This is a genomic window from Nonomuraea aurantiaca (assembly GCF_020215705.1).
GTDB classification, from domain to species: domain Bacteria; phylum Actinomycetota; class Actinomycetes; order Streptosporangiales; family Streptosporangiaceae; genus Nonomuraea; species Nonomuraea aurantiaca.
The window spans coordinates 104,903-127,171 of record NZ_JAIWNB010000024.1 but is presented as its reverse complement, the minus strand read 5'-3'; the positions used below and the strand labels follow the sequence as shown (position 1 = coordinate 127,171).

General features: G+C 70.0%; 20 protein-coding genes. 12 read left to right on the top strand and 8 right to left on the bottom strand.

Going from position 1 to position 22,269, the window contains the following annotated elements; translation table 11 throughout:
• Window positions 1-2: 2 nt before the first annotated feature.
• Window positions 3-632 (top strand): response regulator, encoded by a 630-nt coding sequence (locus LDL49_RS41480; RefSeq protein WP_225300100.1) that lies wholly within the window; start codon window positions 3-5, stop codon window positions 630-632.
• 220 nt (window positions 633-852) lie between these two features.
• Here LDL49_RS41480 and LDL49_RS41475 read toward each other — a convergent pair whose 3' ends face one another.
• A complete protein-coding gene (locus tag LDL49_RS41475) occupies window positions 853-2,046 on the bottom strand; it encodes an NYN domain-containing protein (RefSeq protein WP_225300219.1) in 1,194 nt (397 codons plus the stop codon).
• A gap of 205 nt (window positions 2,047-2,251) precedes the next feature.
• Complete coding sequence (locus LDL49_RS41470; protein WP_225300097.1) at window positions 2,252-5,152, bottom strand: sigma-70 family RNA polymerase sigma factor; 2,901 nt, start codon at window positions 5,150-5,152, stop codon at window positions 2,252-2,254.
• Between the two features lie 241 nt (window positions 5,153-5,393).
• Between LDL49_RS41470 and pyrE the strand changes: the two genes are divergently transcribed.
• On the top strand, window positions 5,394-5,927 hold the full coding sequence (pyrE, locus tag LDL49_RS41465) for an orotate phosphoribosyltransferase (protein WP_219534462.1): 534 nt from the start codon (window positions 5,394-5,396) through the stop codon (window positions 5,925-5,927).
• A gap of 18 nt (window positions 5,928-5,945) precedes the next feature.
• Here the strand turns inward: pyrE and LDL49_RS41460 are convergent, their stop codons facing one another.
• Both LDL49_RS41460 and LDL49_RS41455 read right to left on the bottom strand, forming a co-directional pair.
• Window positions 5,946-6,371 carry a hypothetical protein gene (locus LDL49_RS41460; RefSeq protein WP_225300095.1) on the bottom strand — a complete coding sequence of 142 codons (426 nt, stop codon included), beginning with the start codon at window positions 6,369-6,371 and terminating at the stop codon, window positions 5,946-5,948.
• Window positions 6,372-6,430: 59 nt separating this feature from the next.
• Window positions 6,431-7,123, bottom strand: coding sequence for a DedA family protein (locus LDL49_RS41455; protein ID WP_225300093.1), 693 nt, complete (start codon window positions 7,121-7,123; stop codon window positions 6,431-6,433).
• Between the two features lie 116 nt (window positions 7,124-7,239).
• On the opposite strand from LDL49_RS41455, the gene fbaA reads away from it, so the two are divergent.
• From fbaA to LDL49_RS41440, 3 genes are all read left to right on the top strand, one after another.
• Window positions 7,240-8,262 carry a class II fructose-bisphosphate aldolase gene (gene fbaA, locus LDL49_RS41450; RefSeq protein WP_225300092.1) on the top strand — a complete coding sequence of 341 codons (1,023 nt, stop codon included), beginning with the start codon at window positions 7,240-7,242 and terminating at the stop codon, window positions 8,260-8,262.
• A 34-nt stretch (window positions 8,263-8,296) separates the two neighbouring features.
• Window positions 8,297-8,707: a DUF3151 domain-containing protein gene (locus LDL49_RS41445; RefSeq protein ID WP_225300090.1), complete on the top strand. Its 411-nt coding sequence runs from the start codon at window positions 8,297-8,299 to the stop codon at window positions 8,705-8,707.
• 98 nt (window positions 8,708-8,805) lie between these two features.
• Window positions 8,806-10,089, top strand: a complete 1,284-nt coding sequence (locus LDL49_RS41440) for an adenylosuccinate synthase (protein ID WP_225300088.1) — start codon at window positions 8,806-8,808, stop codon at window positions 10,087-10,089.
• A gap of 75 nt (window positions 10,090-10,164) precedes the next feature.
• Here the strand turns inward: LDL49_RS41440 and LDL49_RS41435 are convergent, their stop codons facing one another.
• The gene (locus tag LDL49_RS41435; protein WP_225300086.1) at window positions 10,165-10,815 is read right to left on the bottom strand and encodes a GNAT family N-acetyltransferase; all 651 of its coding nucleotides are present in this window, start codon (window positions 10,813-10,815) and stop codon (window positions 10,165-10,167) included.
• Window positions 10,816-10,901: 86 nt separating this feature from the next.
• On the opposite strand from LDL49_RS41435, the gene LDL49_RS41430 reads away from it, so the two are divergent.
• Window positions 10,902-11,318, top strand: coding sequence for a GNAT family N-acetyltransferase (locus LDL49_RS41430; RefSeq protein ID WP_225300085.1), 417 nt, complete (start codon window positions 10,902-10,904; stop codon window positions 11,316-11,318).
• 71 nt (window positions 11,319-11,389) lie between these two features.
• On the top strand, window positions 11,390-12,298 hold the full coding sequence (locus LDL49_RS41425; RefSeq protein WP_225300083.1) for a glycerophosphodiester phosphodiesterase family protein: 909 nt from the start codon (window positions 11,390-11,392) through the stop codon (window positions 12,296-12,298).
• Window positions 12,299-12,318: 20 nt separating this feature from the next.
• On the opposite strand, the gene corA is transcribed toward LDL49_RS41425, so the two are convergent.
• Window positions 12,319-13,335 carry a magnesium/cobalt transporter CorA gene (gene corA / locus LDL49_RS41420; RefSeq protein ID WP_225300081.1) on the bottom strand — a complete coding sequence of 339 codons (1,017 nt, stop codon included), beginning with the start codon at window positions 13,333-13,335 and terminating at the stop codon, window positions 12,319-12,321.
• A 465-nt stretch (window positions 13,336-13,800) separates the two neighbouring features.
• Here corA and purD point away from each other — a divergent pair, with 465 nt between their 5' ends.
• The 5 genes from purD (at window position 13,801) to LDL49_RS41395 (ending at window position 19,871) form a co-directional block, all read left to right on the top strand.
• A complete protein-coding gene (gene purD / locus LDL49_RS41415) occupies window positions 13,801-15,021 on the top strand; it encodes a phosphoribosylamine--glycine ligase (protein WP_225300079.1) in 1,221 nt (406 codons plus the stop codon).
• Window positions 15,018-15,854 carry a phosphoribosylaminoimidazolesuccinocarboxamide synthase gene (locus LDL49_RS41410; RefSeq protein WP_225300077.1) on the top strand — a complete coding sequence of 279 codons (837 nt, stop codon included), beginning with the start codon at window positions 15,018-15,020 and terminating at the stop codon, window positions 15,852-15,854. Before purD ends, LDL49_RS41410 begins: the two co-directional genes overlap by 4 nt.
• A gap of 78 nt (window positions 15,855-15,932) precedes the next feature.
• On the top strand, window positions 15,933-17,198 hold the full coding sequence (murA, locus tag LDL49_RS41405; RefSeq protein WP_225300075.1) for a UDP-N-acetylglucosamine 1-carboxyvinyltransferase: 1,266 nt from the start codon (window positions 15,933-15,935) through the stop codon (window positions 17,196-17,198).
• Between the two features lie 201 nt (window positions 17,199-17,399).
• Window positions 17,400-18,689: a GTP cyclohydrolase IIa gene (locus tag LDL49_RS41400; RefSeq protein ID WP_225300073.1), complete on the top strand. Its 1,290-nt coding sequence runs from the start codon at window positions 17,400-17,402 to the stop codon at window positions 18,687-18,689.
• A 246-nt stretch (window positions 18,690-18,935) separates the two neighbouring features.
• Window positions 18,936-19,871, top strand: a complete 936-nt coding sequence (locus tag LDL49_RS41395) for an EamA family transporter (RefSeq protein WP_225300071.1) — start codon at window positions 18,936-18,938, stop codon at window positions 19,869-19,871.
• Here LDL49_RS41395 and LDL49_RS41390 read toward each other — a convergent pair.
• Together LDL49_RS41390 and hisC are read right to left on the bottom strand one after the other, a co-directional pair.
• A complete protein-coding gene (locus LDL49_RS41390) occupies window positions 19,868-20,704 on the bottom strand; it encodes a nitroreductase/quinone reductase family protein (RefSeq protein WP_225300069.1) in 837 nt (278 codons plus the stop codon). The genes LDL49_RS41395 and LDL49_RS41390 overlap by 4 nt on opposite strands.
• A gap of 339 nt (window positions 20,705-21,043) precedes the next feature.
• On the bottom strand, window positions 21,044-22,105 hold the full coding sequence (gene hisC, locus LDL49_RS41385; RefSeq protein ID WP_225300067.1) for a histidinol-phosphate transaminase: 1,062 nt from the start codon (window positions 22,103-22,105) through the stop codon (window positions 21,044-21,046).
• Window positions 22,106-22,269: the final 164 nt, after the last annotated feature.

Below are 22,269 nucleotides of genomic sequence, written 5' to 3'. Positions count from 1 at the left end.
CCATGCCGGATCGTGCCAAGATCCTCCTGGTCGACGACCGCGAGGAGAATCTGATCGCCCTTGAGGCGATCCTCAGCTCGCTCGACCTGGTGCCCGTACGCGCCAGGTCCGGCGAGGAGGCGCTCAAGGCGTTGCTCAACACCGAGTTCGCGCTCATCCTGCTCGATGTGCGGATGCCGGGCATGGACGGGTTCGAGACGGCCGCCCACATCAAGCGGCGGGAGCGGACCCGCAACATCCCGATCATCTTTCTCACGGTGGTCGACAGCGCACCCGACTACGCCTTCCGGGGCTACGCGGCGGGCGCCGTCGACTACCTGACCAAGCCGTTCGACCCGTGGGTGCTGCGGGCCAAGGTGTCGGTCTTCACCGAGCTGTACAACATGAACAAGCGGCTCGCGGAGCAGGCGTCGATGCTGCGCGAGCGGCTGAGCGGCGAGCTGCCGCCGGGCGCGGGCGACCAGGCTTCGGTCCTGCCCGAGCTGTCGCGGCGGCTGACGGCGGTGGAGGACGAGCTGAGCCGGGTGCGGGAGCTGGCCAACAAGTCGCATGACCCGGCACTGGCGGTCCCGCTCGCCGACCTCGCCGAACGCCTCGCCCACCTGCGCTCCGGCTTCGACGCCCTGTCGTAAGCCGCCGCGCCGTCCCTTTGCCGGTACGAGTGACACCGCCCGTTGTCGGCACGAGAGGCGCCCTCTCGTACGAGAGGCGCTGTGCCCTTGTCCGTGTGCCCTTGTCCGTACGAGAGGCGCTGTCTCCGGTCCATTCCCGTGAGGCGCTGAGACCGTTCTGAGAGGCGCGCTGACGTCGGGACGTCAGTGGTGGAAGGGTCCGGCCTCAGGGCGCGTCAGGCTAGTGTCTGGCGCGCTCCAAGGCGTCCCAGAAGCCGCGGCGCAGCGCGTGGCGTACCTCGTCGTGCAGCAGGAAGTCGATCGGCAGGGACGATCCCTGCAGCAGGCGGGCCTCCAGATCGGAGGGCATCCGCGGCTTGCGCGCGAGCACGGCCTCCAGCCACAGGGCCGGCGCGTCGCGGGCCACGGACTCGCCGAAGTCGTGCCCCTCCCGATGGGCGGCCTTGACGGCGTCGGACAGCGTGGTCGCCCCGGCGGTGGCGGCCGAGGGCTGCTGGGAGACCGGCGCGGGCTGCGGACCGGTGTAGGCGCCGAGCTGTGAGGGCTGGTACGTGCCGTTGGACTGCGGCGGCGGAGGCTGATAGGTGCCGTTGGACTGCGCCGCGAACTGCCCGGTCGTCGGCGCCTGCGGCTGCTGCGGGATGGGTCCGGTCACCGGGGCGGCCGACGGCGTCGGATCGGGCTGGTAGTTGGCGTAGCTGGGCGGCGACTGCTGGCCACGCCCCGCCGACGGCATCACGCCGTTGGTACCGGCCTGGCTCGCCCGGTCGGCGGCGTGGCTGCCTCCGCTCGACTGGGCGGGCGGCAGCTCCCGCTGCGCGTGACCGCCGTGGCCGTTGCTGACCGGCTGGTGGTGGCCGTTGGAGGCCTCGATGGCGCCGGTCACCATGTTGACGTAGGGGCGCAGGTGGACGCCGCCCAGCTCGATGAGGTCGTCGCTCTCCTGCATGAGCGTGCGGGCGACCGCCCAGCTGCCGTCTACGGCGATGTGCACCACGGTCACCCGGATGCCGAGGTCCTGAGCGTCGCTGACGACCTGGGCGAGGTCCTCGTCACCGCTGACCACGACGGCGTCGCAGATGGCGCTGTTGCGGGCGAGGGTCATCAGGTCGCGGTGTACCTGGGCGTCCACGCCTTCGCGCCGGCCGGGGCGGATGCGCGAGAGACGGAGCTTGAGGCCGGGGATGTCGGCGAGCACCTCGTGCTCCGGTGTGCGGCGGCCTTCGACGGTCGCCTCGTACCAGTAGCACCGGAGCATCGGCAGGCCGGTGCGCTCGCGCGAGAGGTTCGACAGGAGCTGCAGGAGCCCTGGATAGTCCCAGGCCACGGCTTCACGATGGCGGGTGCCATGCACGGCCATCGCGCCGTCGGCCAGCAGATAGCCAGCGTCCACGAACAGCGCGCAGCGATCCACTGACACGGCCCCTTTCCTGGTGGTCCGACCTAGCAGACTGTGCACCGTCAGAGCCGGACTCGCGGGCGGCCCTCTCTCAGGGTAATGAAAGCGGGTGATCGCGCGAGGTTAATCCCGACGATTCGCCCCTGCCCTGACCATACGCCGGTGCATTCGGGCTGACCGTACCAATATGTCGGACTTTGGCCACTCTCGTGCACGTACGTCACGACCGTGCACGCACGCTGACGGCGGCGATCGCGAACAACACCACATCCTTCCGCGTATCGATGGCCAGCGCCGGGTCATGGCCGAGTTGGGTGCCGAACGTGTCGACGTCGACACCGAACGTCATCCCTTTGGCGCCGTTGGACGAGCCATCGAAGACGTTGTCCGCGTCACGGTCGCCGCCCATGGGGGTGAGCGGCCCCGAGCCCAGAGAGAGCCGGTCACCGTCGAGATCGGCATCGCCTCCCCACGCCACCATCTCGATCCGAGCAGGCACCTTCCCACGGGGCGGGACCCGCCTGGACGCCCCTCCGGAAACCTGACCCCTGCCCGGGACCCGCGCACGCACGGCCGCAGGAGCCACGTCCCTCCGCAGGCTCCGTGCGGGCACGGCCGCAGAAGCCCCGCCGTTCCGCTGGCTTCGTGCGGGTGCGGGTGCGGGTGGTGGGACCAGGCCGTCCAGCGGGATCCGGGTCTGGCCTGCCTCGCCGCCGATGACGGTCGGCGTGTCGAGCACTACGGCGTGGCTGTACGGCTGGGTCGGATCGGTCGCGATCACCACCAGGCTCCATCCGGCGTGCTGCGCGACCCCCTCCCCCATCGGCGGGTCGGCCGCCCACCACGTGCCTTCCTGCCTGACGCTCCCGACCAGCCCCGTCACATCGGCGAACGCCTGGTAGGCGGGCCCCGAGGGCAGGTCGCGGACAGCCACCTGCTCAGGCCTGATGAACAGGTAACGCCGCCGACCCGGTGGCCGCAGCCTGATCGGCCCCGCGTTCTCCCCGCTGGCCGACCAGTAGAGGCCCGCCCACACGACCCGCCCACCCGGAGGCAACCGCAGCGCGGCACCGCTGGAGGCGTACGTTTCGGGCGCCCCGTCCTGGTCGACGACCGCCATGGGCCACAGCTCGTCGTCGCGCCTGTCGCCCTCCCGCCGCCGGGCCTCGGCGCAGCCGTCGCGCTCCAGCGGGCAACTCAGGAGCGAGTTGCCGACCGCCCTGACCGTCACCCTGCCGTCGGTGGCGAACCTGGCGGGCATGCCCTCCCGCCGTACCCCGGTCGTGGACCGCGCCCCGACCCGCAACGATCCGGCGGCGATCCGTACGGCGGGCCCGTCGCCCTGGGGCGCCTGGGCGGCCACCTGGACACGCAGGAACACGGCGGTGCGGCGACGCGCCTCAAGCGGCCCCCTGGCACACACGGCGCCCTGCCCGGCCGGGCGACATGCCCAGCCATCCACGGTCCCAACGGGCGTAGCCACCGCGACACCGTGCCCGTAGCCACCGGGCTGGCTCGACACCCTGCCCGCCTCGACACTGTGCCCGTAGCCACCCGACCGGATCGACATCCCATCCGTCACAGCACCGTGGCTGTAGCTACCTCGCTGGATCGGTGCGGCGCCGTGGTCGGAACCGTGTGGCCGGGTCAGGGTCACGCCTGCGGCGCCGCCATGACGGTGATTGCCCGATGGGATCAGCGTGACGCCTGCGGGCAGGGCCACGGTGGCCGTGAGTTCGGCGGTCGGGGCGTTGCCCGAGTTGCGGAGTCGTAGCCCGATGATGCCGGGCTGGTCGCGGACCAGCGCGCCGAGTACGCCGATCGTGGCGTGCAGGCGCGCCCGGTGCCCCCTCGTCGCCGACTGGGTGGTTGGGCGACCTGGAGGAACCCGCGTGGGCTCGTCGGCCGGCCGTACGGGCGACGGTCCGGCTGACGCGACGGGCTTGGCGACCGGCCTCGGCATCGGCTCCTCGGCCGAGACCAGCGTGAACGCGGCGGCGGCCGCGACAGCGGCGGCGGTACCGCCCGCCACCGCCGCCTGTGCGTACGTGGGCACGCGCCCAACCCAGCCGAACACGTGCCTAGGCACGCGCCGAGCCCAGCCGAGCACGTGCTTGGGCAGGCGCCGGACACGGCCGAGCACGTACGCGGGCACCCGCCACACCCGCCCAGATGCCTCCCCGGAGAGCCGCCCAGAAGCCTGCCCCGACGCCTGCCGCACCCTCTCGAGCAACCGCCCCGGCACCTGCCCCAACCGGCCCAGTGCGCGGGGGAGGCCCTCCGGGGCGGCGCTCGGGGATCGCTCCTCGGCCAGTGCCGCCGCGTATCCGGCGAAGACCGATCCGGTGATCAAGGGTCCGATGATGACGCGCAGCCCTCGGCTCACGTCCGTCAGTTCCAGCAGGACCGCGCGGCATTCGGGGCAGCCGCTCGCGTGCTCGTCCACCGCCTTGACGTCCCGTCTGGCCAGCACGCCCCGGACATAACGGCTCATCCTGCCCAGCGCCAGCCGGCACGTGTGGGGTGGCGGCGCGGCCAGGTGCGTCTGCAGGTACGCCTGGCGCAGGCCCGCGAGGGCCCGGCGGGCGAGGTCGGTGACGCCGTTGGCTGACAGACCGAGCAGCGGAGCCACGTCGGCTGGTGGCAGGTGCTCGACCTCGGTGTGCCAGAGCACCGCCCGCCACCGCTCGGGCAGCGACAGGAACGCCTTGGCGATCAGCGACCGTTCGAGGCCGATGAGTGCCGGGTCGATGAAGGGCACACCGGGATCGAGCGACTCTGACCCGCCCGGGATCACCAGGCCCTCTGACCCGCCCAGGGTCGCCTGGGGTTCCGGCTCGTCCGGGGTCGCCTGGGGCTCGGTCCTGCCCATGGTCAGCCGGCCGTCGGCCACCCGCGTACGGTCGTAGACCGTGCGCCGCACCACCGTCAGCAGGTACGTCCTGAAGCCCGCCGAAGGGCCGCCGCCACGGCCGACGAGGTCGAGGATCTTGGTGAACGACTCGGCGACCACGTCGTCGGCCTCGGCCTCCCCCCTGACGAGCTGGCGGGCCAGCGAGCGCGCGGCGGCCACGTGACGGTCGTGGAGCTCGCGGTAGGCGGTGGCGTCGCCAGCTCTCACCGCGTGGAGAAGATCCGCATCGCTCTGCGGCGATTCTGCACTCATAGTGACCTCATGATTACCCAGAGTTTACCTCCGAGCATTCCGCAGTCACCGTCCCGGCTAAACCGAAGGGCCGCGTTTACCTTCCGGCACAGCGCTGGCCCGCCCCTCCGACAGCGGTCCCGACCCCTCCGGCAGTGGGCCCGGCCGGCCGTACGCGGGCCGCCTCGACGTACGCGCGGACCCTAAGCTGGGACGCATGACAGACCGCGACAACCTGCTCGCCGAGATCAAGAAGAAGGCCGTCGTGCACGGCAAGGTCGTGCTCTCCTCGGGTCAGGAGGCCGACTTCTACCTGGACCTGCGCCGGATCACGCTCGACGGCGTCGCCGCGCCCCTGGTCGGCAGGGTGATGCTCGACCTGACCAAGGATCTGGAGTTCGACGCCGTGGGCGGGCTGACGTTGGGCGCCGACCCCGTCGCGACCGCGATGATGCACGCCGCGGCGGCTCAGGGGCGCCCGCTCGACGCCTTCGTCGTACGCAAGGCGCAGAAGGCGCACGGCATGCAGCGCAGGATCGAGGGCCCGGAGGTCAAGGGCCGTCGTGTGCTCGCCGTCGAGGACACCTCCACGACCGGCGCCTCCCCGCTGACGGCCGTCGAGGCGCTGCGTGAGGCGGGCGCGGAGGTGGTCGCCGTGGCGACGATCGTCGAGCGCGGCGCGGCGCCCCGGATGGCCGAGGAGGGGCTCGACTACCGCTCCGCCTTCACACTCCAGGACCTCGGGCTGTGAACGCCTCCCGCGCCCCGTTCACGCTCCACGACCTCGGACGGTGAACGCCTCCCGCGCGCCGGCCTTGCCCTGCGCGCGGGGCTTGCCGTTCTCGGTCACGATGACCGTGGCGGCGTCGCTGAGCACCACGTCGAGCTCGGGTTCGTAGTAGCTGACCTCCTCGCCCCTGCTCATGTCGCGATATTGCAGCACATCGCCGCCCGGTACGCGGACCGTGACGAGGGGGCAGGTGTCCGCCACGCACTCGATGCGGACGGTCGGCACCTGGGCGCTGGCCTGCGGCTGGGCCGCGACCTTACCGCGTTCGGGCTGCTGCTGGCGCGTGTCGAGCGAGGTGAGCAGCGCACGACCGCCGACGACCAGGAGCGTCACCACGGCCAGCGCCGCCAGAACGGCGAGCGCGAGGCGGGCGAGGCCCATCGGATCCGACCTGTGGCGTCCCACAAGGGGGAGCGTACTCGTAGGCGGGGTCGATCTCGATCACTAACGGATTGCCGGTTGGATCAGCGCACGCGGTGGTGCTTGCCGTTGGGCTCCGGCAGTTGCTTACCCGCCCTGCGGGTCTTCACGACCTCGACGATGATCGGGATCAGCGAGATGAGCACGATCAGGAAGACGCCGGGCAGGATGTACTTGTCGATCTTGGTCGGATCGACCTGGTTGCCGAGGAAGTGGCCGATCAGCAGCATGCTCTCGACCCACAGCACGCCGCCGACCACGTTCCACATGAAGAACGTGCGCGCCGGCATCTCCAGGACGCCGGCCACCGGATTGAGGAACGTGCGGACGATCGGCACGAAGCGGGCGATGATCACCGCTCTGGCCGGGCCGAACTTCACGAAGAAGTGCTCGGCCTTCTCCACATATTCCCTCTTGAACAGCCGTGAGTCCGGCCGGTCGAAGAGTCTCCTGCCGATCTTGACCCCAATGAGGTGGCCGAGCTGGGCACCCGCCACCGCGCACAGCGGCGTGGCGATCAGCAGCACGGGAAAGGACAGCGGCTCGATGCCGATCCCCTTCGCCGCGGCTGCGGAGCTGAAAATGCCCGCGGCGACGAGCAACGAGTCACCGGGCAGGAAGAACCCGATGAGCAAGCCCGTCTCGGCGAAGATGATCGCCAGAACGCCGACGGTCGCGAAGGCGCCGAGCATCGTCAGCCACCACGTCGGGTCCAGGAGATTGGAAAGCCAGTCCACGGGGTGAGCCTACCCCGGCGCGAACGGCCTCGGCCGCCGTGCGTTGTCTCTACCACGCGGGGTAGCGGACCGGGATACTGGGCTGCGCGAAGCCGTACTTCTCAGGGAGATGAAGCATGCCTATAGCAACCCCAGAGGTCTATGCCGAGATGCTCGACCGCGCGAAGGCGGGCGGATTCGCCTACCCGGCGATCAACGTGACCTCTTCCCAGACGCTCAACGCCGCGCTCCGCGGTTTCGCCGAGGCCGGGAGCGACGGCATCGTCCAGGTGTCGACGGGCGGCGCGGAGTTCCTGTCCGGCGCCACGGTCAAGGACATGGTGACGGGCGCGACGGCGCTGGCCGAGTACGCCAGGGTGATCGCCGCCAAATACCCGGTGACGGTCGCGCTGCACACCGACCACTGCCCCAAGGACAAGCTCGACGGCTTCATGCGGCCGTTGATCGACATCTCGCTGGAGCGGGTCTCCAGGGGTCTCGACCCGCTCTTCCAGTCGCACATGTGGGACGGCTCGGCCGTACCCCTGGAGGAGAACCTGGAGATCGCCAAGGAGCTCATCGACAAGTGCCACCGCGCCAACATCATCATGGAGATGGAGATCGGCGTCGTCGGCGGCGAGGAGGACGGCGTCGTCGGCGAGATGAACGAGAAGCTCTACACCACCTCCGAGGACGCGCTGGCCACGGCCGAGGCCGTGGGCCTCGGTGAGAAGGGCCGCTACCTGCTGGCCGCCACGTTCGGCAACGTGCACGGCGTCTACAAGCCGGGGCACGTCAAGCTGCGGCCCAGCGTGCTGAAGGAGATCCAGGACGCCGTCGGCGCCAAGTACGGCAAGGACAAACCGTTCGATCTGGTCTTCCACGGCGGTTCTGGGTCGGCGATGGAGGAGATCCACGAGGCGATCTCCTACGGCGTGGTCAAGATGAACGTCGACACCGACACCCAGTACGCCTTCACCAGGCCGATCGCGGACCACATGTTCCGCAACTACGACGGCGTACTCAAGGTCGACGGCGACGTCGGCAGCAAGAAGGCCTACGACCCGCGCGCCTACGGCAAGGCGGCCGAGGCCGGGATGGCGGCTCGCGTCGTCGAGGCGTGTGAGCACCTCAAATCCGCTGGGACGAAGATCTCCTAGCCACTTCGGCGGCTCGGCGGGTATGACTTGTCCTATGGATAACCTTCTCGCCGGGCCGCCCCCGACTCAACTGCCGGACCTGCCCGAGGCCAGGGAGGCGCTGGAAGCCGGCGCCAAGGCCGCCGACGTGGCGGCCCGTTTCCCCGCCTACCCGGCGGCTTGGGCCACGCTCGCGGAGGAGTACTTCGCGCAGGGCCACGCCGTCACCTCCTACGCTTTCGCGCGCACCGGCTACCACCGCGGGCTCGACCAGCTCCGCCGGAGCGGCTGGAAGGGGCACGGTCCCATCCCTTGGGAGCATGAGCCGAACCGCGGCTTCCTGCGCTGCCTCTACTCGCTCTCCAGGGCCGCCCAGGCGATCGGCGAGAAGGACGAGGCCGAACGATGCCTGCAGTTCCTCAAGGACAGCAGTGAGGACGCCTACGACGCGCTGGCCAAGAACTAGCACTTGGGACGAATAGGCCGACTCGGGTAGTCTCTCTACGCAAGAGCCCCTGTCGCACTTGCGCCAGGGGTTTCGTTTTGTGCTCGGGAGACTGAACCATGCCGGCTGCCGTTCTCGTTGGTGCCCAATGGGGCGATGAGGGCAAGGGCAAGGCCACCGACCTCCTCGGTGGCGACGTCGACTACGTCGTCCGCTACCAGGGTGGCAACAACGCGGGTCACACCGTGGTCATCGGTGACCAGAAATACGCACTGCACCTTCTGCCCACCGGAATCCTGTCGCCGCACGTCGTGCCGGTGATCGGCAACGGGGTCGTCATCGACCCCGGGGTCCTGCTCAGCGAGATCGACGGGCTGGCCGCGCGCGGCATCTCCGCCGAGCGCCTGCTGATCTCGGCCGACGCGCACCTGATCATGCCCCACCACAAGGCGCTCGACAAGGTGACCGAGCGCTACCTGGGCAAGGCCAAGATCGGCACGACGGGGCGGGGCATCGGCCCCGCCTACGGCGACAAGATCTACCGGATGGGCGTACGCGTCCAGGACCTGCTCGACCCCGGCATCCTGGCCAAGAAGATCGAGGTCGCGCTGACCGAGAAGAACCAGGTGCTCACCAAGGTCTACAACCGGCGCGGCATCGAGGCCGAGGCCGTCGTGGAGGAGTACCTCGGCTACGCCGAACGCCTCAAGCCGCACATCGCCGACACCTCGCTGGTGCTGAGCCGGGCGCTGGACGACGACAAGTTCGTGCTGCTGGAGGGTGGTCAGGGCACGCTGCTCGACATCGACCACGGCACCTACCCGTTCGTCACCTCCTCGTCGCCGACGGCCGGCGGCGCCTGCGCCGGGTCCGGCATCCCGCCGATGCGGCTCACGAAGGTGATCGGCATCCTCAAGGCGTACACCACCCGCGTCGGTTCCGGCCCGTTCCCCACGGAGCTCGAGGACGAGATGGGCGAGTGGCTGCGCCAGACCGGCGGCGAGTACGGCGTGACCACCGGCCGAAACCGGCGCTGCGGCTGGTTCGACGCGGTCATCGCCCGCTACGCGACCAGGATCAACGGGGTCACCGACTTCTTCCTCACCAAGCTCGACGTACTGTCCGGGCTGGAGCGGATCCCGGTGTGCGTCGCCTATGACGTCGACGGCACGCGGCACGACGAGATCCCGATGACGCAGACGGACTTCCACCACGCCAAGCCGGTGTACGAGGAGTTCCCCGGCTGGCAGGAGGACATCACCGGCGCCAAGACCTTCGACGACCTGCCGCCCAACGCGCAGTCGTACGTGCGGGCGCTGGAGGAGATGAGCGGCGCGCCGATCTCCGCGGTCGGCGTCGGCCCCGGCCGCGACCAGACGCTGGTGATCCGCCCGCTCGTCTGACCCGCCCGGTTCACGGGTACGGCCGGCACCGCGTCGCCGGCCGTACCCAGGCGACCCTCAAAGGCCCCCAGGACGTCAGGAGGCCGCCAGGACGGCGGCGGTCATCGGGGTGCGGGTCGTCCAGCCGATGGTCCGGTAGAGGGCCTGACCGGCGGGAGTGGCCACCAGGATGCCCGTCCTTGCGCCCCGGGAGGCGGCGGTGTCGGCCAGGGCCGTCATGACCACGCGGCCCAGGCCGCGGCGGCGGTGGTTCGGGGCGGTCTCGACCTGGTCCACGACCGCGGTACGCCCGGTGACCGCGATCTGCCCCCGCGCCGCGATCTCGCCCGCCGCCGTGAGCAGGCGGGCCACGGTCACGTCCGACCGGGTGGTGACGGCCATCGTGTAGCCGTCGGGAGCCGTGGCCCGGCCCCGCGGCAGCGGCCCCGTCATCATGAACTCCGGCTCGTCGATCGACCACGCCGGCGTGAGCCAGGGGACGACCGCCTCCGCGGGGGCGCAGACCTTGAGCCAGGTGCCCGGCGTGCTGATCGTCTCGGCCAGCAGCCGCAGATCGGCGGGGGTGGGCGCGGGCAGCACGTGGCGGGTGACGTGGCCGGGCCGGCCGACGTCCACTCGCAGACCCCATGGCTCCCGTACGGGCCGCGGGGCGCTGCGCGAGACCACCCAGCCGTCGACCCAGGCCTGGACGATTTCCGGCCGGACCGTTTCGAGAGCCTCCGTCATGACCGCCAGCTTATTGCCACAGAGTCGCATTTATCGACCTAATAAATGCCGTGCGTGGTGTGGCGACCTGCGCTTACTCTCCGGGCATGGACATCCGTCGTGTCACCCGGCCCGAAGCCGTCGAGGCGGCCGGTCACCTCTTCGACTCCGCTCCCCTGCCGGAGGCCACCGCCAAGTTCCTGGCGGACGAGCGCCACCACCTGCTCATCGCCTATGTGGACGAGACCCCGGCCGGGATGATCACCGGGGTCGAGACCACCCACCCCGACAAGGGGACGGAGATGTTCCTCTACGAGCTCGGCGTGGACGAGTCCTTCCGTGGCCGGGGCCTCGCCAGGTCGCTGGTCGCGGCCCTGGAACGGCTCGCTCGCGAGCGCGGCTGCTACGGCATGTGGGCGGCGACGGATGAGGGCAACGAGGCGGCCCAGGCCACGTACAGCGGCGCGGGCGGGGTGCCCGAGAAGGACCAGGTGGTCTATGTGTGGACGTTCAGCCAGAAATAGCCATACCCACCACAAAAAGGGCGCGGCGTGGCACGTCGTGCTCGTGGCGCGCGGCAGGTAGTGTCCCCGGTGTGCGCGTTGAGATTCACGGTCATCGGGGAGCGAGGGGCCTTTGGCCCGAGAACACTCTTCCGGGGCTGAGCCGCACGATGGAGCTCGGGGTGCACGCGCTCGAGTTCGACGTCGCGCTCACCGCCGATCGGCGCCTCGTGTTGACCCACGACCTCACGGTCTCGGCCGTGACCAGTGCCGACACGCGGCCGGTCGCGAAGGACGACCCCCACTTCCCCTATGTCGGCAAGCCGATCAACTCGCTCGGGCTGGCGCAGCTGCGCATGCTCGACGTGGGTGTGCGGCTGCCCCGGCACGCCGACGATCCCTTCGCGCTGACGCAGCGGCCGATGCCGGAGACCCGGATGCCCACGCTGGGCGCGGTGCTCGGGCTGGTCAACGCCTACGAGGCCGAGGACGTACGCCTGCACGTCGAGCTCAAATCCGACCCGACCAGGCCGGAGCTGACGGCCGATCCCGAGCTGTTCACCGAGATGGTGCTCGAGGAGTTCGACCGGCACGGCCGGCTGGACAACGCGGCGATACTCAGCTTCGACTGGCGGATCATCGGCCACGCCGCCCGGCTGGCGCCGGGCACGCGGCGCTTCGCGCTGATCGAGCTCGACACCCTGCACTGGAACGGCCCGCTGGGCGACGACATCCCGGCCGCCGCCCGCGAGGCGGGGGCCACGACGCTGTCGCCCGAGCACGTGATGGTCGACGAGGACCTGATGGCCCAGGTGACCGCCGCGGGGCTGGACGTGGCGGTCTGGACCGTCAACGACAAGGCGCTGGCGGCCCGGATGCTGGACCTGGGGGTGGCGGGGATCGTCACCGACTATCCCGACCGGATGCGCGAGCTGTGGCGCGAGCGTGGGCTGGGACTGCCCGACCCCGTCGGACCACTCAAGCGGCCCGTCGGGGTCTGACGCCCGCGCGGCGTCAAAACCTAGAGCCAGCCGTTGCGGCGGAAGCCGCGGTGCAGCAGGACGCAGGCCGTGATCATCACGCCGAGGACCGCCGGATAGCCCCACACCTGGTTGGTCTCCGGCATGAAGTCGAAGTTCATGCCGTAGATCCCGGCGATCATCGTGGGCACGGCCAGGATGGCCACCCAGGACGAGATCTTGCGCATGTCCTCGTTGGCCAGGGCGTTCGAGCGGGCCAGCGCCGCCTGAAGGATCGAGCTGCACAGCTCGTTCGACGACTCGACCTGCTCGCAGACGCGGGAGAGGTGGTCGCCGACGTCGCGGAAGTATTCGCGCATCTCCGACGGGATCACCCGGCGCTGCGGCAGCGCGGCCAGCGGGACCTGGAGCGGCGTGACGGCCCGCTTCAGCTCCAGCATCTCCCGCTTGAGCTGGTAGATGCGGTTGATGTCGCGGGAGCTGACGTCGGCGAAGACGGTCGCCTCGACCTCTTCGAGCTCGAGCTGCATGAGGTCGGCGACCTGCAGGTAGCGGTCGACGACGTGGTCGGCGATGGCGTGCAGCACGCCCGCCGGTCCGCGGTTCATCAGCTCGGGCTTGTCCTCGAGCCGCTCGCGCACCTCGGTGAGGGGACAGTGCCGTCCGTGTCGTACGGTCACCACGAAGTCGACGCCGAGGAACACCATGATCTCGCCCGTGGCGATGATCTCGCTGGTGGCGGTCAGCTCGTCGTGGTCCAGGTAGGCGATGGACTTGAGCACCATGAACAGGGAGTCGCCGTAGCGCTCGACCTTGGGGCGCTGGTGGGCCTTGACCGCGTCCTCGACGGACAGCGGGTGCAGACCGAACACGCCGGCCAGCCACTCGACCTCGGGGGCGGCGGGCTCGTGCAGGCCGACCCAGACGAACGCCTTGGCGCCGTCGGAGCGGCTGTTGTGCTCGCGGACCAGGTCGAGCGACTCCTCGATGCCCGCGGCCGCGACCTTCTGGCCCTTGATGTAGGCGCCGAACTCGACGAGGGAGTCAACGGGAGGCACGCAGATCTCACGTACCGGCTTGGTGAGCTGGCGCGAGACGTGCTGCTGTACAGGGTGACGGGTGGTGCGACGGAAAAGCGTAGACGTGCGCATGGCAGTCCCTTTCCGCCCGACCTGGCACGCTCCACGCGCGACGAAAAGTCACCTCAATCAACGAAAGTACGTGGAGGCACGATCAGGCTGCCGGATTGGAGTGGTCGGGGGCATACACGGTGTACGTGGGTGAGCACGTACTGCTGGGATCACCAGGTTTCATCCCGGACCACCTCCAATCACAAGAGATGCCATAAAGCCGCCCTAAGTTACCACAGGCGGATGGACCCGACTGACGATACTCTCCGGCGGATCCTCAGAGCAGGTAGAACTCCACAAAGATTCCCGTCTATTCCCACATATCGAGTGCCCAGGCCGCCCTGCCGCGGGTGCGCCGGGTAGCCGTCCGGCCGTCCCTGCCACAATGGGGCGGTGCGCGTTCTAGTCATCGGCTCCGGTGGGCGTGAACACGCCCTGTGCCGCTCACTCATGCTCGATCCCCAGGTCACCGAGCTCCACAGCGCCCCCGGCAACGCGGGCATGGAGGAGATCTCGGCCCCGCATCCGGTCACGGCCACCGATCCCGCCCAGGTGACCGAGCTGGCCCTACGGCTCGGCGCCGACCTGGTGGTGGTGGGCCCCGAGGCGCCCTTGGTGGCGGGCGTGGCCGACGCGGTGCGCGCCGCGGGCATCGCCTGCTTCGGGCCGTCGAGCCGGGCGGCGATGATCGAGGGCTCCAAGGCGTTCGCCAAGGAGATCATGACGGCCGCCGACGTCCCCACGGCCAGGGCGCGGGCCTGCGTCACGCCCGAGGAGGCCGCTCAGGCCCTCGACGAGTTCGGCGCCCCGTACGTGGTCAAGGACGACGGGCTGGCCGCGGGCAAGGGCGTGGTCGTCACCGGCGACCGGGAGCAGGCGCTCGCGCACGCGGCGGCGTGCGAGCGGGTGGTGATCGAGGAGTTCCTCGACGGGCCCGAGGTCTCGCTGTTCGCGCTCTGCGACGGCAAGACGGCCGTGCCGCTGCAGCCCGCCCAGGACTTCAAGCGCGCCTACGACGGCGACGAAGGCCCCAACACCGGTGGCATGGGCTCCTACACGCCGCTCACCTGGGCTCCCGAAGGGCTCACCGAGCAGGTCATGCGCGAGGTCGTCCAGCCGACGATCGACGAGCTGGCCCGGCGCGGCAGCCCGTTCCAGGGCGTGCTGTACGTGGGCCTGGCCCTGACCGCGAAGGGGCCGAAGGTGATCGAGTTCAACGCGCGCTTCGGCGACCCCGAGACCCAGGTGGTGCTCGACCGGCTGGAGACGCCGCTGGCCGGACTGCTGGCGGCCTGCGCCACCGGGCGACTGGGCGAGCATCCGGCACCGGTGTTCCGCGCGGGCTCGGCGGTCGCCGTGGTCGTCGCGGCCGAGAACTACCCCGACGCCCCGGTCAAGGGCGACGTCATCGAGGGGCTCGACCCCATCGGCGGCGCCTACGTCCTCCACGCCGGCACGAAACGGGTGGACGGCCAGGTGCTGTCCGACGGGGGGCGGGTGCTCAACGTGGTCGGCACCGGCCCCGACCAGGAGACGGCCCGCCGCAACGCCTATGAGCTGGTCTCTCGCATCCGGTTGCGCGGCTCGCACCACAGGACGGACATCGCCCGATGAAGCACCTGCACTCCGGCAAGATTCGCGACCTCTACCAGACCGACGACGGACAGCTGCTGATGGTCGCCTCCGACCGGATCTCGGCCTTCGACTACGTGCTCGAGTCCGAGATCCCCGACAAGGGGGCCATCCTCACGCAGATGTCGCTGTGGTGGTTCGAGCAGCTCGCCGACCTGGTGCCCCATCACCTCATCGGACCGGGGCCCGACTCCCGCAGCGTGCTGTGCCGGCCGCTGTCGATGGTGCCCGTCGAGTGCGTGGCGCGCGGCTACCTGACCGGCTCCGGCCTGGTCGACTACCGACGCGACGGGGCGGTCTCGGGGATAGAGCTGCCGCCGGGCCTCGAAGACGGGTCCCGGCTGCCCGAGCCGATCTTCACGCCCTCGACGAAGGCCCCCGTCGGGCAGCACGACGAGCCGATCTCCTTCGATCGGGTCGTCGGCGACGTGGGCGCGGAGACGGCCGAGGAGCTGCGCCGGATCACGCTCGCCGTCTACACGCGCGGCGCCGAGATCGCCCGCGAGCGGGGCATCATCCTGGCCGACACCAAGATCGAGCTGGGTCGCGACGCCGACGGCGTGCTCACGCTGGGGGACGAGGTCTTGACGCCCGACTCGTCACGATTCTGGCCGCTTGACCAGTGGCAGCCGGGACGCTCACAACCGTCATTTGATAAGCAATATGTAAGGGATTGGTTGTTGTCGCCCGAATCGGGATGGGACAAAAGCTCCGGAACTCCCCCACCTCGCCTTCCTGACAAGGTTGTGGAACAGACCAGACAGCGTTATCTGGAAGCTTACGAGCGCATCACCGGAGCTCCCTTTAGGGGATGATTCGGCTGGGGCAGCAGTGGTTAGCGGCTACTCTTGGCCCGGTCCAGCTCAGACCGAGACCTCCGAGGAGCCGCACGAATGGTCCGTTACCGCGTGCGCGGTGGCAACCCACTGCGTGGAACCGCCTTCATCCAGGGCGCGAAGAACGCCGTGCTGCCCATGATCGGTGCGGCTCTGCTTGCCCCCAAAGGCCGCACCGTCCTGCGCAACGTACCGATCATCGAGGACGTGCGGCGGGCGGTGGAGCTGGCCGAGGCCATCGGAGCGTACGTCGAGCTGCACGAGGCCGAGCGCACGCTGGTGATCGACGCCTCCCGGCTGACCAGTGCGGTGCTGCCCGCCGACATCGCCAGGCGCTTCCGCGGTTCGGTCCTGTTCACGCCCGCCCTGCTGCACCGGCTGGGCGAGGCGATCGTGGAGGGGGTCGGCGGCTGCAATCTCGGCAGTCGCAACCTCGACTTCCACTACCTGGGCTACAAGCGTCTGGGCGCGATCGTCGACGAGGGAGAGACGGTCATCCACGTCAAGGCGTCCGGCCTGACGGGCGCGACCCTCTACCTCGACACCCCCTCGCACACCGGCACCGAGAACCTCATCATGGCCGCCGCCCTGGCCAAGGGCATCACCGTGATCGAGAACGCGGCGCTGGAGCCCGAGGTGCTCGACGTCATCGACATGCTCACCAAGATGGGCGCGCGGATCAGCGGCGGCGGCACCGGCTTCATCACCGTCGAGGGCGTCGACGAGCTGCAGGCCGTGGAGCACACCGTGATGCCGGACCGGCTCGACGCCGGCGTGTTCGCGATGGGCGCGGCGATCACCGGCGGCGACCTCAGCCTCGTGGGCACCGGTCTCGACCTGGGCGTCGTCCGCTACAAGCTGGAGCAGATGGGCGTCGACTTCGCCCGGCCGGGGGCGGTCCTGCACGTACGGTGCGAGCGGCCGCTGCGGCCGATCAACATCATCACCGACACCTACCCGGGCTTCGCCACCGACCTCCAGTCGCCGATGATGACGGTCGCCGCCCTGGCCGACGGCACCAGCTACATCCACGAGCGCATCTTCGACGGCCGCTTCGCGCTGGCCGGCGAGCTGAACAAGATGGGCGCCGACGTGGAGGTCGAGGGCAGCAGGGCCATCGTCAGGGGCGCCACCCCGCTGAAGGGCACCCGGGTGACGGCGCACGACCTGCGTTCCGGAATCGCGCTGGTGCTGGCCGGACTGGCCGCCGAAGGCGAGACCGTCATCGAGTCCGGATACCTCATCGACCGCGGGCACGCGCATCTCGCCGAGCGAATGCGGGCACTGGGGGCGGACATTACACAAGAGATTTCCGATCGCTAAAAAGCGTTAGGAATACCTCCTTGAGCTGCTGATATACCTTCACAGCGAGTCAACCAGAACGGCTTTCCGGAAAAGTCGGGCGTGACATTATGGTCCCCGCGAGCGATCGTTCCAAAAGAGAGCACTGCAACAGACAGCAGGATGGGACGAACATTGGTCGAGAGGGCCGAAGAAACTCCCCGAGTGTCACGCCCGGGTGCCATGACACCGGACCTCACCATTGGTGTGGTCGGACCCCACGATCTGGTCGAGCGGGTCATGCTGATGGGGCACGCTGCTGCGCCACTTCCGTGCCGCCTGGTGGCGGCCGCCTACCGCGATGAGCAAGAGGCGCCCGACAAAGTGACGCGGCTCGGGCCCGGCGTGGACGCATGCCTGTTCGCCAGCCCGGTTCCCTACGACCTGGCCAGGCGCTCAGGTGTGCTGACGATGCCCGCGACCTACGTGCAGCTCGGCGGGGCGGCGCTGGTCGCCGCGCTGGCCAAGGCGGCGTTGGACTCGCGCATCGACCCGCAGCGGGTGAGCATCGACGTGGTGGCCAGGGCTGACGTCGAGGAGGCGTACACAGACCTCGGGATTGCCGCAACGGATGTCCACAGCCGCGACGAGCCGGGCGCCACCGGCACGATCGCGGCTTACCACGAGCGCCTGGCCCGCCAGGGATCCACCACGGGCGCGCTCACGTGCCTGCCGGCGGTCGCCGAACGCCTCCAGGCGTCCGGTGTCCCGGTCATCAGGATCAGGCCGACCTCCGCGGCCGTGCGCACCGCGCTGCACACCGCAGCGCTGCTCGGTGCGCACCACCGGCTGGAGGAGTCGCAGCTCACCGTGGTGCTGGTCGAGGTGCCGACGTTACGCGAGCCGGTACGCCGCGCCGCGCCGCGTTACTGGCGCGACGAGCTCCGGCTTTCGCTGCACCGGCTGCTCGTCCAGGAGGCGAACCGCATCAACGCCACCGTCTGGCCGATCGACGATCACAGCTATCTGGTCACCGCGACCAGGGGCTCGATCGCCGCCGCGACCGACGGGTTCAGGGTGCTGCCGTTCGCCGCCAGGATCCGCGACGAGCTGGGACTGGCGGTCGAGGTCGGCGTGGGCATGGGACGCACCACCCACGACGCGGAGTCGCACGCACGGGCGGCTCTGGCACGCACCCAGGCCGGTAAACAGGCCCAGGGCTTCGCCGTGGACCGCGAGGGCCGAGCGCTCATCCCGGCGCCGCGGATGCCCCCTCAGGGCTCCACAGCGCTCAAGCCCAAGGGCGTGGAGGTGCTGGCCCGGCTCGCCGCCAAGCTGGAGGGCGGCGACACCGTGGTGGACGCGGAGGGCGCGGGGAAGATGCTCGGAGTGACGCCGCGTACGGCTCGGCGGTTGCTGCGCACGTTGGTCGACGAGGGACTCGCGTGGCCGCTGCCGCCCAACCGTACGCCTCAGCCTGGCCGGCCGCGCCAGCTCTACCGCCTCATCGTGGAGAAGCTCGGGCCTCGCTGATCGCCCCCAGGTACGGGTCCGCCGTCCCCCCTTCCCTTTCCTGGGGCGGCGGGCCCCCTGCCTCTTCTGCCGGGTGTGTTTTTGGTCATGTGAACTAGTGATTGGCCGCGTCCGAAGAGGGTATGTATTGCGTCGCCCCCGATCGACGGGATTCGGACGGGGGCACCAAAGCCTCTCTCCCCCGCGAACTTGGTAGTCCGAGACCCGCCAGCGTTCTGTCTGGGACGCCCGCTATTGTCATGGTCTATGGCATCGGACACCCCTGACCGCCCTCCCCTGCTCGTCTGGAGCGCGCTGGTCATCGTTTATGTGGTCTGGGGTTCGACGTACCTCGGCATCAAGATCGCCGTCGAGACCATCCCGCCGATGCTCAGCGGGGCGCTGCGGTTCGTGACGGCGGCGGTGATCCTCGGCGGATTCCTGGTCGCGCGCAAGGGCTGGGCGCCGTTCCGGATGAACCGGGCCCAGTTCGGCGGGGCCGCGCTGGTCGGGCTGCTCCTGCTGACCACCGGCAACGGCCTGCTGGCCGTGGCGGAGCGGAGCGTGTCCAGCGGGCTGGCCGCGCTGCTCGTCGCCTCCGTGCCGCTGTGGCTGGTGGTGTTCAGGATCGTGGCCAGGGATCGGCCGAAGGTGCTGACGCTGGCCGGCGTGCTGGTCGGGTTCGGCGGTGTGGCGGCACTGTCGCTGAGCGGCGGTGGCGGGTCGGCGAGCACCAGCGGGATCGTGATCGTCCTGGTGGCGTCGCTGTCGTGGTCGGTCGGGTCGTTCCTGTCGGCGCGGATCCCGATGCCGGCCAACCCGTTCGCGGCCAGCACGATCGAGATGCTGGTGGGCGGGGCCGGGCTGGCCGTCACGGGCCTGTCGGTGGGCGAACGGCTGGACGTCACGGCCGTCTCCGGACGGTCGTGGGCCGGGCTGGTCTACCTGATCCTGGTCGGGTCGCTGGTCGGTTTCACCGCCTACAGCTGGCTGCTCAGCAACGCGCCGATCTCGCTGGTGTCGACCTACGCGTACGTCAACCCGGCGGTGGCGGTGCTCCTCGGCGCGCTCGTGGTGAGCGAGCAGGTGACCTGGCAGATCATGCTGGGCGGGGTGGTGATCCTGCTGGGCGTCGCCCTCGTGGTGTCCACGGAGCGACGGCCCAAGGCGGAACGGCTCACCCCCGAAGAGGTCAGGACTTAGGGGGTCATGGCGTTCAGGATCGGGACGAGCTCCCGCTCCTCGTAGTCGAGGTGCGCTTCGAGCTCGGTCATGAGCCGGTCCACCTCCGCGAGCACCTGCGCGGCGGGCGCGGCCGGCTCGCCGTCCGCGAGCAGCCGCTGAAGCTCGTCGAGGAGCCGGGAGACCGTCCCGTGCTCTTCACGCAACCGGTCCACCACCAGGGCGAGCTCGGGATGCCGCCCTTCGACCCAAGGGAACATCCCGGCGTCCTCGAACGTGTGATGCTGGTGCAGCCCCCGGCACAGGGTCAGGCAGTTGACCCGCAACTGCACGCCCAGGCCGCCGGTCCCGGACGCGGCGACCTCCTTGCGGATCAGCCGCAGCTCCCGGCGGAACGCGTCGTGCACCCGCACCAGGAAGTCACCCCCTCGCGTGCCGTCCGGAGGGCCGCCGAGCGGGGTCAGCGCGACCACGGGGATGACCCGGCTCGTCTTCGCCTGGTAGGCCGCCCAGCCGGGGTCCATCTCGACCGCCCGCGCGAAGGCGCCGTCGCGTTCCTCGCCTTCGAGGACGACCGCGTCAGCCGGGTAGGTGAAGATGCCGTCCTCCACCGTCACGCGCGGCGTGGCCAGGAGGTTGTGATACCAGGCCGGGTGCTTGGGCACCCCGCCGGCGGAGGCGATGATCAGCATGCGCTCGCCGTCCGGCAGGTAGCCGACGGGAGTGGTGTGCTTGGCGCCGGTCCTGGCGCCGGTGGTCGTCAGAAGGAGCAACCGGGCGCCGTCGAACATGGCGACCTGTCCCTGGTTGGCGCGGAACTCGTCGATGATCTGCTGATTGAAGTCTTGGGGCATGCTCTGCTTGCTCTCCAGAGATGAGAAGGGGTTACGACGGGCGGATGCGCACGGCACGCCGTACCGGCCTCGGGCGGAGAGCCTCGATGAGCACGCGAGGGGAAAGGACGGTCAGGCGATCGCCGGACCGTCGGGCAGCACAAAGGATCGCGTGCGACGGTGGTGGGGGACACCACCGGGCATGGGGACGACGCGCGGGCGCGCGATCAGATCAGGCGCTGCCTGTGAAGTGAGAAGTCACGACATCATCCCCTACAACCGGTGCCTCCATGCCGCCGACGTCCTCCGGCCGGCGACACGCGACAAGAGGCCTATTACAGGCCCAAAACTCGTATGCTGTCAACTCGCCTTGAAGGCCGCCGCCGCCGCGAGGAACGTGTCGTTCGCCTCCGGGTCGCCGATCGAGACGCGGGCGCCCTCCCCCGCGAACGGCCGCACCGCCACGCCCTCGGCCGCGCACGCCGCCGCGAAGTCGAGCGTGCGCTCGCCGAGGCGCAGCCAGACGAAATTGGCCTCGGTCAGGGGGACCGTCCAGCCCTGCGCGATGAGCGACTCGCGTACCCGGGTCCGCTCCTTGACCACCGTGTCGACCCGCTCCATCAGCTCGTCCTCCGCGCGCAGGGAGGCGATCGCGGCGATCTGCGCGAGGTGGTTGACGGCGAACGGGATGATCGTCTTGCGGATGGCCGACGCCACCGCCTCGTGTCCCACCAGGTAACCGACGCGCAGCCCCGCCAGACCGTAGGCCTTCGAGAACGTACGCAGGACGCAGACGTTCGGCCGGTCGCGGTAGAGGGTGAGACCGTCGGGCACGTCCTCGTCGCGCACGTACTCGCGGTAGGCCTCGTCCAGGACCACCAGCACGTCGTCCGGCACCCGGTCGAGGAAGGCCACCAGCTCGGCCCGGCGGATCGCGGTGCCGGTGGGGTTGTTGGGGTTGCAGACGAAGATCATGCGCGTCCGGTCGGTGATCGCCTCGGCCATGGCGTCCAGATCGTGGTCCTCGCCCGCCAGCGGCACCCTGACCGACACCGCCCCGGCCAGGTCGGCCAGCAGCGGATAGGCCTCGAACGACCGCCACGCGTAGATCACCTCGGCGCCGGGCTCGCTCACGGCCTCGAACAGCTGCTGCGCCACGGTGACGGACCCCGCCCCGAGCGCGATGTGCTCCACCGGCACCCCGAGCCGCTCCGCGATGGCCTCCGTCAGCTTGATCGCTCCCGGGTCGGGGTAGCGGTGGATCTGCCGCGCCCCCTCGGCGATCGCCTCGACCACGGACGGCAGCGGGTCGTAGGGCGACTCGTTGGAGGAGAGCTTGTACGAGCGGCCGTCAGGAGACGTCACGGCCTTGCCGGGCTTGTACGCCGGCATGGTGTCCAGAATCGTGCGGAAACGAGGCATGGCCTCACCCTAAAAGAAGCCGACCGGCAGGGCAGCACCGGGAGGCGAACGCGTGCTGGGCGCTTGCTGAACAAATGTGGCGCATCCGCAGGGCCATCGGCTCCGTTGTCTCCGGCGTGAGGCGGTTCGCTGCGACCGTGCAGGCCGATCGTTCGAAAGAATGG

Coding starts and splice junctions, on each gene's coding strand:
- LDL49_RS41480 (WP_225300100.1), top strand. CDS start 3: ATGCCGGATCGTGCCAAGATCCTCCTGGTCGACGACCGCGAGGAGAAT.
- pyrE (WP_219534462.1), top strand. CDS start 5,394: ATGACAGACCGCGACAACCTGCTCGCCGAGATCAAGAAGAAGGCCGTC.
- fbaA (WP_225300092.1), top strand. CDS start 7,240: ATGCCTATAGCAACCCCAGAGGTCTATGCCGAGATGCTCGACCGCGCG.
- LDL49_RS41445 (WP_225300090.1), top strand. CDS start 8,297: ATGGATAACCTTCTCGCCGGGCCGCCCCCGACTCAACTGCCGGACCTG.
- LDL49_RS41440 (WP_225300088.1), top strand. CDS start 8,806: ATGCCGGCTGCCGTTCTCGTTGGTGCCCAATGGGGCGATGAGGGCAAG.
- LDL49_RS41435 (WP_225300086.1), bottom strand. CDS start 10,815: ATGACGGAGGCTCTCGAAACGGTCCGGCCGGAAATCGTCCAGGCCTGG.
- LDL49_RS41430 (WP_225300085.1), top strand. CDS start 10,902: ATGGACATCCGTCGTGTCACCCGGCCCGAAGCCGTCGAGGCGGCCGGT.
- LDL49_RS41410 (WP_225300077.1), top strand. CDS start 15,018: ATGAAGCACCTGCACTCCGGCAAGATTCGCGACCTCTACCAGACCGAC.
- murA (WP_225300075.1), top strand. CDS start 15,933: ATGGTCCGTTACCGCGTGCGCGGTGGCAACCCACTGCGTGGAACCGCC.
- LDL49_RS41400 (WP_225300073.1), top strand. CDS start 17,400: ATGACACCGGACCTCACCATTGGTGTGGTCGGACCCCACGATCTGGTC.
- LDL49_RS41395 (WP_225300071.1), top strand. CDS start 18,936: ATGGCATCGGACACCCCTGACCGCCCTCCCCTGCTCGTCTGGAGCGCG.
- LDL49_RS41390 (WP_225300069.1), bottom strand. CDS start 20,704: ATGCCCCAAGACTTCAATCAGCAGATCATCGACGAGTTCCGCGCCAAC.
- hisC (WP_225300067.1), bottom strand. CDS start 22,105: ATGCCTCGTTTCCGCACGATTCTGGACACCATGCCGGCGTACAAGCCC.